12 protein-coding genes are annotated in these 14,008 nt (G+C 75.6%); 5 read left to right on the top strand and 7 right to left on the bottom strand.

What is annotated here, in order from left to right; all coding sequences use genetic code 11:
• Window positions 1–64 precede the first annotated feature (64 nt).
• Together BAW75_RS05790 and BAW75_RS05785 are read left to right on the top strand one after the other, a co-directional pair.
• Window positions 65–1,003: a 3-oxoacyl-[acyl-carrier-protein] synthase III C-terminal domain-containing protein gene (locus BAW75_RS05790; protein WP_064445604.1), complete on the top strand. Its 939-nt coding sequence runs from the start codon at window positions 65–67 to the stop codon at window positions 1,001–1,003.
• Between the two features lie 15 nt (window positions 1,004–1,018).
• On the top strand, window positions 1,019–2,023 hold the full coding sequence (locus BAW75_RS05785) for a 2-hydroxy-acid oxidase (RefSeq protein WP_104112887.1): 1,005 nt from the start codon (window positions 1,019–1,021) through the stop codon (window positions 2,021–2,023).
• On the opposite strand, the gene BAW75_RS05780 is transcribed toward BAW75_RS05785, so the two are convergent.
• The 6 genes from BAW75_RS05780 to BAW75_RS05755 all read right to left on the bottom strand — a co-directional run bounded on the left by BAW75_RS05780 (window position 1,928) and on the right by BAW75_RS05755 (window position 9,235).
• Window positions 1,928–2,953 carry a histidinol-phosphate transaminase gene (locus BAW75_RS05780; protein WP_104112886.1) on the bottom strand — a complete coding sequence of 342 codons (1,026 nt, stop codon included), beginning with the start codon at window positions 2,951–2,953 and terminating at the stop codon, window positions 1,928–1,930. The genes BAW75_RS05785 and BAW75_RS05780 overlap by 96 nt on opposite strands.
• Window positions 2,950–4,221 carry an FAD-dependent oxidoreductase gene (locus tag BAW75_RS05775; RefSeq protein WP_104112885.1) on the bottom strand — a complete coding sequence of 424 codons (1,272 nt, stop codon included), beginning with the start codon at window positions 4,219–4,221 and terminating at the stop codon, window positions 2,950–2,952. Before BAW75_RS05775 ends, BAW75_RS05780 begins: the two co-directional genes overlap by 4 nt.
• Window positions 4,218–5,915 carry a prenyltransferase/squalene oxidase repeat-containing protein gene (locus BAW75_RS05770; protein WP_104112884.1) on the bottom strand — a complete coding sequence of 566 codons (1,698 nt, stop codon included), beginning with the start codon at window positions 5,913–5,915 and terminating at the stop codon, window positions 4,218–4,220. The genes BAW75_RS05775 and BAW75_RS05770 overlap by 4 nt, the downstream gene beginning before the upstream one ends.
• On the bottom strand, window positions 5,912–6,949 hold the full coding sequence (locus BAW75_RS05765) for a UbiA family prenyltransferase (protein WP_104112883.1): 1,038 nt from the start codon (window positions 6,947–6,949) through the stop codon (window positions 5,912–5,914). The genes BAW75_RS05770 and BAW75_RS05765 overlap by 4 nt, the downstream gene beginning before the upstream one ends.
• A complete protein-coding gene (locus BAW75_RS05760; protein ID WP_069088422.1) occupies window positions 6,946–7,965 on the bottom strand; it encodes a polyprenyl synthetase family protein in 1,020 nt (339 codons plus the stop codon). The genes BAW75_RS05765 and BAW75_RS05760 overlap by 4 nt, the downstream gene beginning before the upstream one ends.
• Before the next feature lie 244 nt (window positions 7,966–8,209).
• Window positions 8,210–9,235 carry a methyltransferase gene (locus BAW75_RS05755; RefSeq protein WP_104112907.1) on the bottom strand — a complete coding sequence of 342 codons (1,026 nt, stop codon included), beginning with the start codon at window positions 9,233–9,235 and terminating at the stop codon, window positions 8,210–8,212.
• 161 nt (window positions 9,236–9,396) lie between these two features.
• Between BAW75_RS05755 and BAW75_RS05750 the strand changes: the two genes are divergently transcribed.
• Window positions 9,397–10,260 carry a TauD/TfdA dioxygenase family protein gene (locus BAW75_RS05750; RefSeq protein WP_104112882.1) on the top strand — a complete coding sequence of 288 codons (864 nt, stop codon included), beginning with the start codon at window positions 9,397–9,399 and terminating at the stop codon, window positions 10,258–10,260.
• 7 nt (window positions 10,261–10,267) lie between these two features.
• Here BAW75_RS05750 and BAW75_RS05745 read toward each other — a convergent pair whose 3' ends face one another.
• Window positions 10,268–11,434, bottom strand: coding sequence for a cytochrome P450 (locus BAW75_RS05745; RefSeq protein ID WP_064445596.1), 1,167 nt, complete (start codon window positions 11,432–11,434; stop codon window positions 10,268–10,270).
• Window positions 11,435–11,627: 193 nt separating this feature from the next.
• Between BAW75_RS05745 and BAW75_RS05740 the strand changes: the two genes are divergently transcribed.
• Both BAW75_RS05740 and BAW75_RS05735 read left to right on the top strand, forming a co-directional pair.
• Window positions 11,628–12,791, top strand: coding sequence for a nucleotide disphospho-sugar-binding domain-containing protein (locus BAW75_RS05740; protein ID WP_104112881.1), 1,164 nt, complete (start codon window positions 11,628–11,630; stop codon window positions 12,789–12,791).
• A 10-nt stretch (window positions 12,792–12,801) separates the two neighbouring features.
• Window positions 12,802–14,004 carry a cytochrome P450 gene (locus BAW75_RS05735; protein WP_104112880.1) on the top strand — a complete coding sequence of 401 codons (1,203 nt, stop codon included), beginning with the start codon at window positions 12,802–12,804 and terminating at the stop codon, window positions 14,002–14,004.
• Window positions 14,005–14,008 lie beyond the last annotated feature (4 nt).

The following is a 14,008-nucleotide window of genomic DNA, read 5'->3' as shown; positions in this document are numbered from 1 at the left end:
TGATCGCACGCGCGTTGACATCCATCGGCGTCACTGATCTGATCCGTGTCGTGACGGTTCGCGCATGACGGCCATCGAGGCCGTCTCGGTGTTCCTGCCGCAGCGCCGGGTGCCGGTCGAGAGCCTGGCCGCGCCACTGGGCCTGAGCGACATGCAGGTGCGCCTGTTCCGCCGCTTCCACGGCCTGACCGAGGTCCGCCGCGACCCCGGGCTGTCCCTGACCGACCTGCTGCTGCGCGCCGCGCACGGCCTCACCGCGCTGCACACGCTGCGGCGGCGGGTGCGGTTCGTGGTGTACGGGCGGGCCTTCCCGGTGGTCACCCCCTACCCGGTCAACCCGCTGCACGAGGTGTGCCGCGCGCTCGGGCTGGGCCACGCGCTCGCGTTCACGCTCACCCAGCAGTCCTGCGCCAGCGCGCTCGCCGCGATCGACGTGGCCGGGCGGCTGCTCGCGTCCGAACCGGACACGCCGGACGGCCCGCCGCTGGCGCTGGTGCTGACCGGCGAGAAGGCGTTCACCCGTGACGCCCAGTTCATCCCGGAGACGTCGGTGTTCAGCGAGGGCGCCTCGGCCTGCCTGCTCAGCGCCGGTGGCGGCCGGGACCGGCTGCTCGCGTACGCCTGCCACCAGCGGGGCGAGTTCGACGTGGCCGGCGGCGAGTCCCCGGCGCGGTTCCAGCGGGCGTACCGGCCGGCGCTGGCCGAGGTGATCGGCCGGGCGCTGGAGCGGTCCGGCACGACGCTGTCCGAGCTGCGGCTGGTGCTGCCGCACAACGTGAACCTGATGACCTGGAAGCGGCTGTGCCGGCTGATCGGGCTGCCGCTGGACCGGGTGCTGCTGGACAACGTCACCGAGACCGGGCACGTGTTCTGCGCCGACGCGTTCGTCAACTACCGCACCGCCCGGCAGCGCGACCTGCTCCGGCCCGGTGACCGCTATCTGGTCGCGGCGGTGGGCGCCGGGGACGGCGCGACGTTCGCCGCCATGGTCTTCGAGCACTGAGCGGCGGAGGCCACCATGGAGACCGGACTCCGCCTGCTGCGGGCCGCGCGGCGCACGTTCACCGGTCCGGCCGCGCTGCTCGGCGACCCCGTGCTGCGCGAGCGCGCCGCCGGCTACCTGGCCGACCTGACCCGGCCGTACGGGCTGCGTGTGCCCGCCGGCCTGTTCGACGCGCCCGCGGCGGCGCTGGGCCAGTCGTACGGGGAGATGGCCGCCGAGCTGATCCCCGCCGTCGTGCCGCCGGACGAGCCGGTGGACCTGCTCGTGCTGGCGTTCGCCGTGCACGACATGCTGCCCGGGCGGGCCACCGCGGCGTACCTCAGTCACGTCTGCCCGGGCACGCCGATGTCGTTCGCGCTCTGCGACCAGGGTTCGGCGGCGGCGTTCACCGGGCTGCGGATCGCCCGCGCGTACGGGTGCCGCCGCGCCCTGCTGCTCGCCGTCGAGCAGGCGGTGCTGCCGTACGACGCGGCGGTGCCCGTACCGGCGCGCCACCGGGCCGTGGCCATGCTCTACGACGCGCTCGCCGACGACGGCGCGCACCGCGACGGCGACAGCGATGGTGCGGCCGGCGGTCCCGAGCTGATCGGGCTCGGCGGCGGCGCGCGGGTGACCGCGCTGCGCCAGCACGTGGACGTCGACGCCGGCGACGTGGCCGCGCTCGCGGCGGCCGAGGTGGGCGAGCTGACGGCCGGACGTACCGATGTCGCGGTCGTGCTCGGCGCGGACCTGGCCGCCGTGTGGCCCGGCCACGGCGGCGCCGCGGTGACGACCGGGCCGCGCAGGCAGCCGTCCACCGGGGTCTGGTGGGCGCTGCTGGACCGTCTCGCCGGGGACGCGGCGCGGCCCCGGCCGGTGGTGGTGGCCGACTACGAGCCCGGCCTGAACTACCTGAGCGTGGTCGCGCTGGCGCCGGCCGGCCGGTCAGAGCCCGTCGGCGAGCGCCGCGCGGACGAACGCGAGCAGCCGCTCGTTCGCCTCCGGGGAACCGACGGTGATCCGGACCCCGGCGCCGGGTAGCGCCATGACCAGGATGCCGGTCTCCCGGGCCCGGTCGGCGAACGGCACGGCCCGCTCTCCCAGCGGTAGCCACACGAAGTTGGCCTCGCTGGGCGCCACGGTGAGCCCGAGGCCGCGCAGCGCGCCGACCAGGCGGGTACGCTCCGCCACCAGCTCCGTGCACCGCCGGGTCAGCTCCGCGTCCACCTCCGGCGTCAGGCTCGCCACCGCCGCCGCCTGGGCGAGCGCGGAGGGGAAGAACACCGCCCCGGTGAGCGCGGCGGCCCGGGTGAGCCGGGGCGGCACGACGGCGTACCCGACGCGCAGCGCGGCCAGCCCGTACGCCTTGGAGAACGTGCGCAGCACGCAGACGTTGTCGTACGCCCGGTACAGGTCCATCCCGTCCGGCGAGCGGGGGTCGGTGACGAACTCGCGGTACGCCTCGTCCACGATGACCGGTACGTCGGCCGGGATCCGGTCCAGGAACGCCTCGACGTCGTCGCGGCGCAGCGCCGCCCCGGTCGGGTTGTTCGGGTTGCACAGCAGCACGCAGCGGGTCCGCTCGGTCACCGCGTCCGCCATCGCGGGCAGGTCGTGGCCGTACCCGTCCATCGGCACCGGCACGGCGCGGGCCCCGGCGTTGCCGATGATCAGCGGGTAGCCCTCGAACGACAGGGCCGGGTGGACGACGTCCGGCCGGGGCCCGAGGGACTGCACGAGGTGCTGGCACAGTCCGGCCGAGCCGGGGCCGACGAGGATCGCCTCCGGTCCCACGCCGAGCCGCCGCGACAGCGCGGCCACGAGCGCCGCCGACGTGCGGTCCGGGTAGCGCTGCAGCGCCGCGGCGGCGTCGGCGACCACCCGCCGCACCCCCGGCAGCGGCGGGTAGGGGGTCTCGTTCATGGACAGGTCGGCCGGCGGGTGCGTCCCGACGGCGGTGCCAGGCGTCATGGTCGCTCACTTTCCGACGGGACCGGCGGGGTGTGCGCTCGCCGGTCGGCCAGGAGCCCGAGCTGGTACATCCGGTCGACCGCGGACAGCGGCCGGACGTCGGTGCCGGAGAGGTTGCCGGCGGTGAGCCCGAGCAGGCGGGGGTTGGCGGCGGTGCGGCGCATCATCCGCGCGCCGAGCAGCTTCGGCAGCCCGGACACCGCGGTGATCATGCGGGAGGCGTTGTGGCTGACCGTCGCGACGTGGTCCAGGCGGGGCCGCCGCGCCGCCTCGAAGGCGAGCAGCGCCCGGTCCACCGCCGCCGGTTCCGGCGCGCCGCCCTCGGCCGCCAGGCAGGCGGCGAGCGTCTCGGCGTCACCGAGGGAGCTGTTGACGCCCTGCGCCGCCATCGGGTGCACCGCGTGGGCGGCCTCGCCGGCGAGCGCGAGCCCCGGCACGGCCAGGCGCGCGCTGCGCAGCCGGTAGACCGCGAGCAGTTGGCGCCGGTCCAGGCTCGCGCGCAGCGCCGCGCCCAGCGGCCGGATCGCCGGCACGTCGGCGAGCAGCCGGTCGCACCACGCGCCCAGGTCGACGCGCCCCCGGAACTCGTCCGGCGTCACCTGCGCGTACAGGCGGCACCGCCCGCCCGGCAGCGGGTAGACCAGGCAGAGTCCCCGGCCGGTGCGGTAGGCGGACACCTCCTCGGCCACGTCGGCGCCGGCCACGTCGAAGGCGACCAGGCCGTGCGGGTACTCCTGGCGCCGGACCGCGATCCCGGCGCCGCGGCGCAGCGGCGACGACATGCCGTCGGCGGCGACCACCAGCGGCGCGTGGATCTCCTGTTCGGCGCCGTCGGCGACGAACCGGACGCCGCCGATGCGCCCGTCGCTGTCGCGCAGGACGCCGGTGACCCGCGCTCCCCACCGGATGCGCGCTCCGGACGGCAGCCGGTCGGTGAGCACGCGGCGCAGGTCGCCGTAGTCGGCGCAGAGGATCTGCCGGTACGCGCCGGGCAGCCCGGCGTAGTCCAGGCAGAGCAACGGCTCGCCGGCCGGGTCGCGGATGGCCAGCCGCCCGACCGGGCGCGCGCCGGTGGCCCGCAGGGCGTCCAGCAGGCCCCAGGAGTCGAGGATGCGTACCGTCTCGGGCTGCAGGATCTCGCCCTTGGCGATCGACGCCGGGGTGCGCTGCCGGTCCAGCACCAGCACCCGCAGGCCGAGCGCGCCGAGCGCGCGGGCGCAGGCCAGGCCGCCGGCGCCCGCGCCGGCCACCACCACGTCGGGAGTCATCGGGTCACCGCCGGCGGCGCCACGTCCGGCCGCGCGGCGGCCCGGCGGTACTCGCCGAGCGCCCGCAGCGCGAGCGCCTGGGTGATCACGGCGTTGGGATAGCGCATGTGGTGGCGGATGTAGTTGCACACCCGGGCCGCCGGCCAGCTCCCGTCCGGCCCGGCGGCGGCGACCAGCCGGGCCACGCCCCGGTCCACCGCCCCGGTGGCGTCCGGGTCGCCGGTGGCGAGCAGGCCCTGGACGGCCCAGGACGTCTCCTCGACCGAGCCCGCCGTGCCGTCGCCCGGCCCCCACGAGCCGTCGGGCAACTGGGTGTCGCGCAGCCACCGGGCCGCCCGGCGCACCACCTCGTGCCGGGCGTGCCCGACCCGGGACAGCGCGGCGACCACGACGGCGGTGCCGGAGGTGCGGTCGCGGTACCAGAGGTTCTCGAACGTGCCGTCGGCCGCGGCCCGGGTCAGCAGCCAGGCCGCCGCCCGGGCGATCGCCGGATGGTCGTCCGGGTGGCCGGCGTCGTGCAGCGCGAGGATCGCCTGGCTGGTGATGGCCGGGCACGGACCGTCGTTGGCGAGCCGGGTGTCACGGACCCACAGGCTCCACGAGCCGCGGCTGTCCTGGCGGCCGACCAGCCACGCCAGTCCGTCGCGCAGGACCGGGTCGGCGTCGGCCCCGGGAAAGCCGGCCAGCGCGGAGAGGATCTCGGCGGACTCCAGCGTCACCGGCCAGCCGCGCGCGTTCGAGTAGCTCCATCCGCCCGGCGGCACGTCCAGCACCTCGAACGCCTCCGGTTTGCGGCCGGCGTGGAGGAACTCCCGGGTGGCGCGCAACCGGGGGTCGTCGGCGTAGCCGGCCGCGATCAGCCCGGTCGCCGCGTACCCGGTCCGGGTCAGGTCCAGGTTGGTGACCGCGTCCCAGGCGCCGTCGGGGCGTACCGCCCGGCGCAGCCAGCCGACGACGGCGCGGGCGATGTCCGGCGCCTCGCCGCTGCGGGCCAGGCCGAGCAGCACCAGCGCGGCCGGCCACGGGTCCTCGCTGAGCGCGCCGGTGCCGCCCTCGTGGTCATGGATGGACCGCAGCAGCCGCAGCGCCACCGGCCGGGCCCGGCCCAGCGTGGCCCGGCGCAGGCGGCCGGTGGGCAGCAGGTCGGCCTGCATCAGGGCGAGCCCGATGAACGGCGCGGTACGGAACGACAGGCGCTGCCGGCGTACCCGGTCGAACAGGACGATCTCCAGTGGCAGCCGGCGCAGCGGGCCCGCCTCGGCGGTCATCCCGGCCATGGTGAGCAACTGGCGGCAGAGCAAGGAGATGGCCGGGTCGGTGACGGTGTCGACGCCGCCCAGCGCGGCCAGCCGGGTCCGGCCCGCCGCGATCGCCCCGGCGCTGTCGGCCGGCGCGGTCAGGGCCAGCGCCGCGATCGCGACGGCGGTGGGCACGACCTCGGTGCCGGCGCCCACCACGCCGCCCCAGCCGCCGTCGTCGTGCTGCTGCCGGCGCAGCCACGCGGTTCCGGCGCCGACCAGGTCCGCGCAGCCGGACGGGTCGGCGGCGTGCAGCGCGGCCACCGCGCCCGCGGTACCCAGCACCGAGGCGGGCGGGTCGTCGCCGAACGCGCCGTCGGGGCGGCGCCGGCGCAGGAGCGCCTCCGCGCCGGCGGTGACGGCCTTCCCGACGGCCTCGGTGGTCACAGTGGTCATGGCGCGTCCTCCACCGGTACTCGACTGCGGGTGGCGAGGGTCAGGCCCGCGACCGGCGGACCGAGTTCGTGCCGGGCACGCATGGCGCGCTGCGCGACCCAGGTCAGCGCGACCATCGGCAGCGCGAGCGCGAGCTGCACGGCGACGCCGAGGCCCAGCCCGACCGCCGCGGAGGCCAGCGCGACCCGCTCCACCACCAGGACCGAGTGCGCGCGCAGCGCCACCACGACCGGCATGCCGCCGCGCCGGCGTACCAGCGGGGCCAGTGCCACCACGCCGGTCAGCAGGACCACGAGCACGGTGATCAGGTACGCGGTCCGCGCGCCCCGGCCGGCGAGCAGCCCGGCGGCCACGGCGGCGGCGATCGCGACGGCGTAGAGCGCCAGCACGGTCCGCACCGCGAACGGCACGCCCCGCCCCACCGGCAGCGTCCGGTAACCGCCCGCGCGGTCGCCGTCGATGTCGCGCAACGCGCCGACCAGGTTGGACATCGCGTCGTGCGACCAGAACGCGACGACGAGCGCGAGCAGCACCGGCGTCGCCGAGGCGCGGTCCGGGGCGAGGCCGGCGGCGAGCGCGCCGTAGACGAGCGCGACCGCGCCGAGCGCGCCCCGGACCAGGTTTCCGGCGATGCCGCGGGCCTTGAACCACCTGCTGTACGCGACGATGCCGCACCCGGCCAGCAGCGCCGCCGCGGTGGTGCCCCACCCGCCCAGCACGGCCAGGACGCCGAGCAGCGTGAAACAGGCCCAGCCGCACCAGAGCGCGGTGCCCGCGCCGAGGCGCCGGGAGGGGATCGGCCGGTGCGGTTTGCTGCCGGCGTCCAGGTGCCTGTCGAAGTAGTCGCCGAGATAGTGGCCGCCGAGCCAGCCGGCGGTCGGCGCGGCCCAGGCCGACAGCAGCACCCACGGATGGTGCGGGCCGCCGGCCACGGCGGCGCCGGCCAGGCCGACCAGCCCCACGTACCAGAGGGTGTAGGGCCGCCAGGTCTCGACGTGGGCCCGCAGTGCCCGCACGGCGGCGGCCGTGCTCACGCCGTCCCGCTCGTCATCCAGGCCGCGATGCCGGTGAGCACGTCCGCGCCCGCGGACGGGGTGAGCACGGCCAGCTCGGCGCGGGCCCGCTCGGCGTGCCCCACCATCCGCTGGCGGGCGCCGTCGACCGCGCCGACGTCGCGCAGCAGCGCGGCGACCCACTCGACGTCGCCGGGACCGGCGCCGCGCCGGTGCAGCACCGCCAGCAGCTCCACCCGGGTCGCGTCGGTGACCGCGTCGTACGCCAGCAGCAGCGGCAGGGTGGGGCGGCCGTTGTTGAGGTCGCTGGACGCCGGTTTGCCGGTCTGTTCCGGGGTGGCCAGATAGGACAGCAGGTCGTCGCGGATCTGGAAGGCCATCCCGAGGTGCTCGCCGTACCGGGCCAGCGCGGCGGCAACCGGCTGGTCCGCGCCGCCGAGCAGCGCGCCGATCTCGCACACGGCGCGGAACAGCGCGCCGGTCTTGAGCCGGATCATCTCCGGATACCAGCGGGCGCCCGCGTCCAGGTCGCCGACGAGCCGCGCCTCCAGCGCCTGCCCCCGGCACAGGTCCTGTCCCGCCTCGGCCAGCGCGGCCACCGCGGCGACGACCGGGCCGGCGGGGGTGTCCGGACCGCCCTCCACGACGGCCCGGAAGGCGTGGAAGATCAGGTGGTCGCCGGCCACGATGGCGCCGGGGATGCCGTACGCCACCGGGACCGCGGGGCGGCCGCGGCGCAGCGTGTCGGCGTCGATGATGTCGTCGTGCACGAGCGTCGCGACGTGCAGGTACTCGGTGGCGAGCGCGGCGGCGAGCGCGTCGCGGGGAGATCCGCCGACCGCCTCGGCCGCGTGCAGCGTCATCATCGGGCGCAGCATCTTGCCCGCCGGCAGCAGCGCGTAGCGCACTATCGCGTCGAGCTGGTCGGGTGTCTCGGGCCACCGCCGTCCGAGTTCGGCGCGCAGCAGCCGTCCCGATTCGCTGCGGGCGAGGTCGTCGATGAAGGGCGGATATCGCGTGGAGCCAGCAACCGTCATGACGCGTCGACCCTTTCGCGAGGGATCGGCTAGTCGCCACGCGAGACGTTACCGGCCGCCCTCCCCGCGAACAACCATTGATAAATGCGAGCGGATATGGGTGGCGGCAAATGTCGTGACCGCATTTCTCAGCACATTGACCGATGCCCAGAGAAAACCGCCCTTCCACCCAGGGCTGCCATGTCGATGCATATACGTCAATGATCGGGCGCACGGGACGGCACCGGACAGGTGCGACGCGCCCTCAGGCGCCGGCGGCGAACTCCATGAGCGTGAGCCCGTCGGTGCCGTGGTACGTGCGCCGGGGCGACAGGCCCGCGGCGGCGGCCAGCGCGGCGAACTCGGGCAACCCGCGTTCCCGGCCGCCGACGCCGACCAGCATCCGCAGGTCGTACGCGGACAGGTGCGGCACGTGCGGCACCGTCGGCAGCACCTCGATGACGAGCACCCGGCCGGCCGCTCCGGCCGCCTCGGCGCAGCGCCGCAGGATCGCCGTGGCGTGGGCGTCGCTCCAGTCGGTGAGCGCGCGCGAGACCACGTACACGTCGGCGCCGGGCGGCAGCGGGGCGAAGAAGTCCCCGACCACGGTCTCGACCCGGTCGGCGAGGCCGCACTCGGCGAACGTCGCGGCGGCGGCCGACACCGGCTCGGGGCGGTCGACGAGCGTGCCCCGCAGGTGCGGATGGGCGCCCAGCACCTCCCGCAGCAGCCCGCCCGCGCCCCCGGCCACGTCGACCACGTGGCCCGCCTCGCGCCAGGGATAGAGCGCCGCGACCTCCGGCGCGGTGAACCGCTGCTGGCTGAGCATCAGCGCGTCGAAGTAGGCCCGGTGGTCCGGGTGCGCGTCCAGGTCGGCCCAGAAGTCCCGCCCGTGCACCTCGCGGTAGCCGGGCCCGCCGGTGCGGATCGCGTGCGGCAGACCGGCCCAGGCCAGGTCCATCCGCGCGCCGAGGCCGCCGAGGTCCAGATAGGCGCCGAGGCCACCGCCCTCGCGGTCGCAGAGCAGCTCGCCGACGTCGGTCAGGCCGAAGACGTCCGGCGACACCTCGACGAACACGCCCCGGTGCGCGAGGTAGCGCAGCAGGCGGCCCAGCGCGGCGGCGTCGGCCCCGGCGGCGCCGGCCAGCTCGGCCAGGCCGGTGACACCGTCGGCGATCAGGTCCGGCACGCGCAGGGTCACCGCCGTACGGACCGCGAACGGGGTGGCCAGGTCGGTGAGCCGGTCGAGCCGCTCCGCCGCGTCACCCTCGATCGGGGCATCGATCGCCACCCGCGCCTCCTCCACGTCGCGGGCCGGCCTCGCCGCCCCCGCCGGCACCGAATGGTTCCAGGCGTACGCCGGGTGAGTCAACGACGACGGCTGGTGAGGACATTCACGGGCGTGGAACAATTCGCGGACCAGCCGTGGCGCGCAGACCGGAGGGATCATCGATGACCACATCCATCGCGGCCGAGGTCCGGCTCGTCTCCGGCGCGCTGGGCGCCGAGGTTCACGGCATCGACCTCAACACGCTCACCGACGAGGGCTTCGCGCTGATCCACGACCTGCTGCTCAAGCACCAGGTGGTCTTCCTCGCCGGCCAGACCGGGCTGACGCCGGCCGCGCACGTGGCGTTCGGCCGCCGCTTCGGCGAGGTCGAGCTGCACCCCTATCTGCCACGGCTGGACGGGCACCCGGAGATCGTCGTCATCGACTCCGCCGACGGCGGCAAGGTCGACGTCTGGCACACCGACATGACGTTCCACCAGAGCCCGCCGATCGCCTCGATCCTGCACCTGGTCCAGCTGCCCGAGGTCGGCGGCGACACCATGTGGACCAACCAGTGCCGGGTCTACGAGGCGCTCTCCGCGCCGATGCGTGACCTGCTCGACGGGCTGACCGCCATCCACGTCATCCGGATCGGCACCGAGTTCACCAGCCGGGCCGAACACCCGGTGGTCCGGGTGCACCCGGAGACCGGGCGTCGATCGCTGTACGTCAACCGGCTGTTCACCTCGCACATCCCGCAGCTGACCCGCAACGAGAGCGACGCGCTGCTGGAGCACCTGTTCGCCTTCTCCGAGAGTCCCCAGTTCACCTGCCGCTACCGCTGGCGGACCGGGGACGTCGCGGTCTGGGACAACCGGGTCACCCAGCACTACGCGGTGAACGACTACGAGGGGCTGCGCCGCGGGCAGCGGATCACCGTGCTCGGCGACCACCCGACCGGGAACCCGCCGCGCTGGGAGCACTACGCGCCCGCGCCCGGCGAGCGCTACTGGCCGGACCGGGTCAACGCGGTGGAGAGCTACTGACCGCCGCTCACCAGGTCACCGGGAACGAGGCGATGCCGCCGTTCATCCGGTCGTGCCGCCACGGGATCTCGGCCGGCGGCACCGCCGGCGCGAGCGCCGGCATCCGGGTCAGCAGCGCGCCCAGCGACAGCTCCACCTGCATCCGGCCCAGCGCCGTACCGAGGCAGAAGTGCGGCCCGAAGCCGAAGGTCAAATGCGGGGCGTCGGGCCTGCGGTCGATGTCGAAGACGTTCGGCTCGGGGAAGAACCGGGGGTCGCGGTTGCCGGCCCACGGGACCGCCATCACGCAGTCCCCGGCGCGCATGCCGACGCCGCCGAGGACCAGGTCCTCCCGGACCACCTGCACCCGGAACATGGCGCTCACCGACGTGTAGCGCAGGATCTCGTCGGTGGCCGCGGAGAGCTTCTCCGGCGCCGCGCGCAGCTTGGCCAGCTGCTCCGGGTGCCGGAACAGCGCGAGCAGGCCGGCGCTCGTCGAGTTGATCTCCAGCCCGCCGAGCAGCACCCCCATGGCCAGCTCGACCAGCTCGGCGTCGGCCAGCTCGTGCGTGCCGCGGACCCAGGCCGAGAGCAGGTCGTCGCCGGGCTCGGCCCGCTTGCGCGCGAGCTGACCGGCCAGGTAGTCCCGTAGCTGGGCCTGCGCGGTCGCGGCGTCGGCCGAGCCGTACGCGGTGACCGAGTTCAGCCCCTCGATCCAGGCGTAGAAGCGGGGACGGTCGGCGGCCGGCACGCCGAGCACGTCGCACACCACGAACACCGGCAGCGGCGCGACCAGCCCGGCCACCACGTCGGCCGGGCGCGGGCCGGCGAGCATCGCCTCGACCAGCTCGTCCACCAGCCGCTGCACCCGGGGACGGAACGTCTCGATGCGGCGGGCGGTGAACGCGCGCGCGGCCACCCGGCGCACCGCCGCGTGCGGCGGACCGTCCATGTTCAACTCGCGGGGACCGCCGCCGTCCGGCGTCGCGGTGGCGCCGAGCGGAAGCCGGGAGAAACGGGGGTCGGCCAGCACGGTGCAGCACTGCTCGTAGCCGAGCACCAGCCAGGCGGCCCGCCCGTCGGGCAGCCGCACCCGGCTGACCGGCTCGGTCACGACCATCTCCAGCAGCTCGGCCGGAAGATCGCCGGTGAATGGCTCGAACGGATAGGAACGCAACCCGGAATTGACGCTCAACGCACCACCGCCTGCCGATCGCGGTCCACCTCGGGCACCGGCTAAGACTCCAGCATCGGTTAGCCCGGCGTCAATATTCATTGCGGTCGTCCGCGACCTTCCGCGTACCGCTTCCATCACCTAGCATCGGTTGGCCAGGACTGCCGTTTCACGCGCGGATTGGTGGGATTTGACTGCGGCTCTGCGAATTCTGATGTCGACGTGGGGCTGGCGGTCGCATTTCTACAGCCTGGTCCCGCTCGGCTGGGCGCTCCAGGCCGCCGGCCACGAGGTGCGGGTGGCCAGCCACCCCTCGATGGTCAGCGCGATCAGCTCGGCCGGGCTCGCCGCCGTGCCGCTTGGCGCCGACGTCGACTTCGCCGCCGCGTTCGCCGGCCGGATCGGCGCGGTGGCGCCGCTCGACGGGCCCGCCACGGCGGACGCCCTGGAGCCGGCGATCACCGCCGACGGCGGGGTGGTCCGCTTCGCCGACGCCGTGCTCGACGAGCTGGTCTCCTTCGGCCGGTCCTGGCGGCCGGACCTGATCCTCTGGGAGCCGTTCAACCTGGCCGCGCCGGTGGCCGCCGCCGCGCTCGGCGTACCCGGCGTGCTGAACCTGTGGGGGCCGGACTCCTCGACCACGCTGCGCCTGGACCCGGAGTCGGTGGTCGGGCCGCTCGCCGCCCGGTTCGGGCTCGCCGCCGCCGAGGTGGCGTTGGACGGAGTGCTGACGCTCGACCCGGTGCCGCCGCCGATGCAGGTGCCGACGCGGCGTCCCGGCCGCCCGGTGCGGTTCGTGCCGTACAACGGCCCGGCCGTGCTGCCGCCCTGGCTGCGCCGCCCGGCGGACCGGCCCCGGGTGTGCGTCACGGCGGGCACCATGATGGCCGGCGCGGGCCTGGACGACCGGCTCGACCTGGCCGGGGTGATCCACGCGGTGGCCGGGCCGGACGTGGAGGTCGTCGTCGTGGTCGAGCCGCGCCAGCGCGAGGCGCTGGGGCCGGTGCCGGCCGGGGTCCGCCTGGCCGACGGGCCGCTGGCGATGCGGCTGGTGCTGCAGACCTGCGCCGCGCTGGTGCAGCAGGGCGGGGCCGGCACCACCATGACCGCGCTCGCGTACGGCGTGCCGCAGCTCGTGCTGCCGCAGGTCAGCGACCAGCACTTCAACGGCGAACGGCTGGCGGCCACCGGCGCGGGCGCCTGGCTGACCCGCGAGCAGGCCACCGCCGCCGCGGTGCGGGACCTCGTCCGCGAGCTGATCGCCGACGGCCCGTGGCGGCGCGCGGCGGCGCTGATGCGCGACCGGGTCCACGCCATGCCCGCCCCCGCCGACCTGGTGCCGACGCTCGCCGCCCTGGCCCGGGGCGGCCCGATCTGAGGAGTCGCAGATGACGCAGGACCCGCCGGCCATCCCGTACCCGCTCGCGCCGGCTCCGACGATCTACCACCCGTCGCCGGACTACACCCGGATGCGCGAGACGTGCCCGGTGGCCCGGGTCGAGCTGCCCGACGGGGCGTGCGCGTACCTGGCCACCCGGCACGCCGACGTGCGCCGCGTCTTCACCGACCAGCGGTTCAGCCGGGCCGCCGCGGCCGGCCCGAACCGCCCGACCCGGGAGCTGGGCTCGCTCGCCGAGGACTCGCTGATCGGCATGGACCCGCCCCGGCACACCACGATGCGCCGGGCCGTGTCGCACGCGTTCACCGTCCGCCGGGTGGAGGAGCTGCGTCCGAGGGTGGCGGCGCTCGTCGACGTCATGATCGACGACCTGGTGGCCGCGGGTCCGCCCGCCGACCTGATCACCCACGTCTCCGGTCCGCTGCCGATCTCCGTGATCAGCACGCTGTTCGGCATTCCCGAGCGGGACCGGGAGCGGGTACGCCAGTGGTCGGACGCGCTCGTCGGCGACTGGGACGCCGACCCGGAGGCGCCCAGGGCCGCGCTGGAGGCGTTCCGCGAGCTGATCGAGCAGCGCCGGCGCGAGCCCGGCGACGACCTGATGAGCGCGCTCATCGCGGTCTGGGACGAGCACGACGACCTGACCGAACGGGAACTGGTCTCGGTCACCGCCGGCATCTTCGTCGGCGGGCACGAGACCACCACCAACCAGCTCAACCTGTTCCTGCTCGTGCTGGCCCGCCACCCCGAGCAACTGGCCGCGCTGCGCGGCGACGACCCGGCCGCGGTGGCCCGGGCGGTCGAGGAGCTGTCCCGCTTCATCCAGCTCGGCGACAACGGGGTGCTGCTCCCCCGCGTGACGACCGAGGAGGTGGAGCTGGGCGGCGTACGCCTGCCGGCCGGCGCCGCGGTGCTGCCGGCGATCGCGTCGGCGAACCGCGACGCCACCGTGTTCCCGGGCGCGGACACCCTCGACCTGACCCGCGCGCACAACCCGCACCTGGCCTTCGGCGCCGGCCCGCACCACTGCCTCGGCGCGGCGCTGGCTCGGATGGAGCTGCAGGAGGCGCTCGTGGTCCTGCTGCGGCGGCTGCCAGGGCTGCGGCTCGCGGTCGACGAGTCGCAGCTGCGGTTCCGGCCGGGGCTGGTGGTGCGCAGCCTGGAGACGCTGCCGGTGACCTGGGACCGGTGACCGG

The sequence above is a fragment of the Micromonospora chalcea genome (assembly GCF_002926165.1).
GTDB lineage: Bacteria > Actinomycetota > Actinomycetes > Mycobacteriales > Micromonosporaceae > Micromonospora > Micromonospora chalcea.
The sequence above is the reverse complement of the archived record's forward strand: the minus strand, read 5'-3'. Positions and strand labels throughout refer to the sequence as shown.

Excerpts from the sequence above, each read along its gene's own strand:
- BAW75_RS05785 (WP_104112887.1), top strand. The coding sequence starts at position 1,019 with ATGGAGACCGGACTCCGCCTGCTGCGGGCCGCGCGGCGCACGTTCACC.
- BAW75_RS05780 (WP_104112886.1), bottom strand. The coding sequence starts at position 2,953 with ATGACGCCTGGCACCGCCGTCGGGACGCACCCGCCGGCCGACCTGTCC.
- BAW75_RS05770 (WP_104112884.1), bottom strand. The coding sequence starts at position 5,915 with ATGACCACTGTGACCACCGAGGCCGTCGGGAAGGCCGTCACCGCCGGC.
- BAW75_RS05775 (WP_104112885.1), bottom strand. The coding sequence starts at position 4,221 with ATGACTCCCGACGTGGTGGTGGCCGGCGCGGGCGCCGGCGGCCTGGCC.
- BAW75_RS05740 (WP_104112881.1), top strand. The coding sequence starts at position 11,628 with ATGTCGACGTGGGGCTGGCGGTCGCATTTCTACAGCCTGGTCCCGCTC.
- BAW75_RS05790 (WP_064445604.1), top strand. The coding sequence starts at position 65 with ATGACGGCCATCGAGGCCGTCTCGGTGTTCCTGCCGCAGCGCCGGGTG.
- BAW75_RS05750 (WP_104112882.1), top strand. The coding sequence starts at position 9,397 with ATGACCACATCCATCGCGGCCGAGGTCCGGCTCGTCTCCGGCGCGCTG.
- BAW75_RS05735 (WP_104112880.1), top strand. The coding sequence starts at position 12,802 with ATGACGCAGGACCCGCCGGCCATCCCGTACCCGCTCGCGCCGGCTCCG.
- BAW75_RS05760 (WP_069088422.1), bottom strand. The coding sequence starts at position 7,965 with ATGACGGTTGCTGGCTCCACGCGATATCCGCCCTTCATCGACGACCTC.